This window comes from Okeania sp. SIO2B9 (genome assembly GCF_010672505.1).
GTDB classification, from domain to species: Bacteria; Cyanobacteriota; Cyanobacteriia; order Cyanobacteriales; family Microcoleaceae; genus Okeania; species Okeania hirsuta.
Genome location: NZ_JAAHGK010001384.1, coordinates 1 through 1,921, shown reverse-complemented (window position 1 = coordinate 1,921; position 1,921 = coordinate 1). Strand labels below are relative to the sequence as shown.

The 1,921-nt window shown below is 37.5% G+C and carries 2 protein-coding genes; both read left to right on the top strand.

Annotated elements, in window-relative coordinates; translation table 11 throughout:
• Window positions 1-152 precede the first annotated feature (152 nt).
• Window positions 153-869, top strand: a complete 717-nt coding sequence (locus F6K13_RS30995) for a sulfite exporter TauE/SafE family protein (protein WP_124143908.1) — start codon at window positions 153-155, stop codon at window positions 867-869.
• Between the two features lie 94 nt (window positions 870-963).
• On the top strand, window positions 964-1,380 hold the full coding sequence (locus tag F6K13_RS30990) for a PEP-CTERM sorting domain-containing protein (RefSeq protein WP_205127279.1): 417 nt from the start codon (window positions 964-966) through the stop codon (window positions 1,378-1,380).
• The last annotated feature ends 541 nt before the right edge of the window (window positions 1,381-1,921 follow it).

The window sequence follows — 1,921 nt, the reverse complement described above, 5'->3', positions numbered from 1 at the left end:
CAGAAGGTTTTCTCAAGAGTGTCACCTTAATTTTATACACAAACGATGCTACCGGACATAATATTATTTGTGAAATCTAACTTGACATTAATTTTGCTGACTTCTGACTTGCGCATAGCGCTATAACTAATTATCCACACTTGATATGACAAATGAATCTCCAGACAGTGGTTTCCATATTTTTATCATTTTTCTTTGCAGCTTTTCTCAAAGGAATTACAGGATTAGGTTTTTCAACTATATGTTTGCCTACTATGGCAACCTTTCTCGATCCGAAAATAGCTATACCTTTAGTTATTGTACCTTCCCTCTCAAGTAACCTCCTAGTGATGGCACAAACTGGAAAGTTTCAAGATGCACTTAGTAATTTTTGGCCTATCTATGTCTCCACTTTCCCAGGGTTACTTCTGGGGGTATACGTTCTCAATTCTATAGAAGGTACAATTAGTCGAGCTATTCTAGGAGCTATTTTATTTTTCTATGCTCTATGGGCATTGCGCTCAAAATCTATTATCCTTTCTGAGAAAATGAGAACATGGCTGACTGTTCCTGTAGGATTGACAACAGGAGTAATAAATGGTATCACCGGTTCTCAGATTATGCCTATTTTGCCATTCTTACTCGCTTTAGACCTAAATAAAGAAACTTTTGTACAAGCGATCAATCTTTCTTTTACCCTTTCAAGTATGATTATGCTGTTTCTACTGGGCAAAATTGGATTGCTGCAGCCATCTTTGTTAGGTATTGCTGTAGTGGGTATTTTGCCAGTTGCTATAGGGATAAATCTTGGTAGTAGGTTGAGAAAAAGGTTGCCAGAAGAGAAATTTCGCACGGTGGTTTTGTTGTTTTTGTTGGTCGTTACTTCCTGAAATTGCAGAGATTGGAGATCCAGTAACTGGTTTTAGTTTTGGTGATGGTGCTAGTCTTCAGTCTGAAATCGGCAATTTCTTCCTGACAGATGGGTTGTCAGGATCGGGAGCTAGTAACTACTTTATTGAATTTAGTCAAGCTGTATCAGAAGTTAGTATAGACCTTCTAGATTTAGATGCGTTATCTTTCAACGGTGGTCCTGGTGTAGCGACTGTAACAGTATTTTCTGATAGTTTTTCTACTGTTATTAATTCTCAGGACTTTCTAGGTTCCACAGGTCCGGTAAGTTCAGAAACTCTTGATACTTTCAGCATTAGTGGTAATTCAAATGCTATCAAATCTTTGTCTATTGTTTATAGTGTTAATGGAAGGGGAGATACAGGAACTGGAATTGATAATATCACTTTTGCACAATTTGAACCATCTCAATCAACACCTGAACCTGCTTCAATTTTAGGTTTATTAGTTGTTGGTGCTGTTGGTGCTGGTTCCAAGTTAAAGCGCAAATAGAATTACTAAAGTTATAAATATATTAGATAAGAGCGATCGCTTCGTAGTTTCAGGAGCGAGCGTTTTTCATTTGGTTCCGATGGCAAGATTATTTTATGGAATTTGAATCTAGATGATTTGTTAATAGAAGCTTGTCAACAAGTATATGATTATTTGCAAACTAATCCTAATATCATAAACAGCGATCGACTTCTCTGTGATTATTGAAGAAAACTAAGTAATATGTCGTAAATGATATGTCGTAAGTGATATGTCGTAAGTGATATGTCGTAGGTAAAAAAAATGGTCGTCTTGCATATGTTGCCTTGAATACTTATCTACTACTTTTGCAGTATGTGAAGAAGAAGTCGGGAGTTAGTAGCTAGATACAGTTCTTTATTGATCACTATTCCATCAATTTAGCTATTGGAGCGCATTCCCAATACTAATTACCGAAAAATTGTGGGTATCCGCCTCCCCTTTTAAGGGGATAATAAGCGGTCGTTAGCGCAGCTTCCCGTAGGGTTGGATGGCGATCTTCGGAGCGGGTCTGCACTCTTCG

Coding starts and splice junctions, on each gene's coding strand:
- F6K13_RS30995 (WP_124143908.1), top strand. CDS start 153: ATGAATCTCCAGACAGTGGTTTCCATATTTTTATCATTTTTCTTTGCA.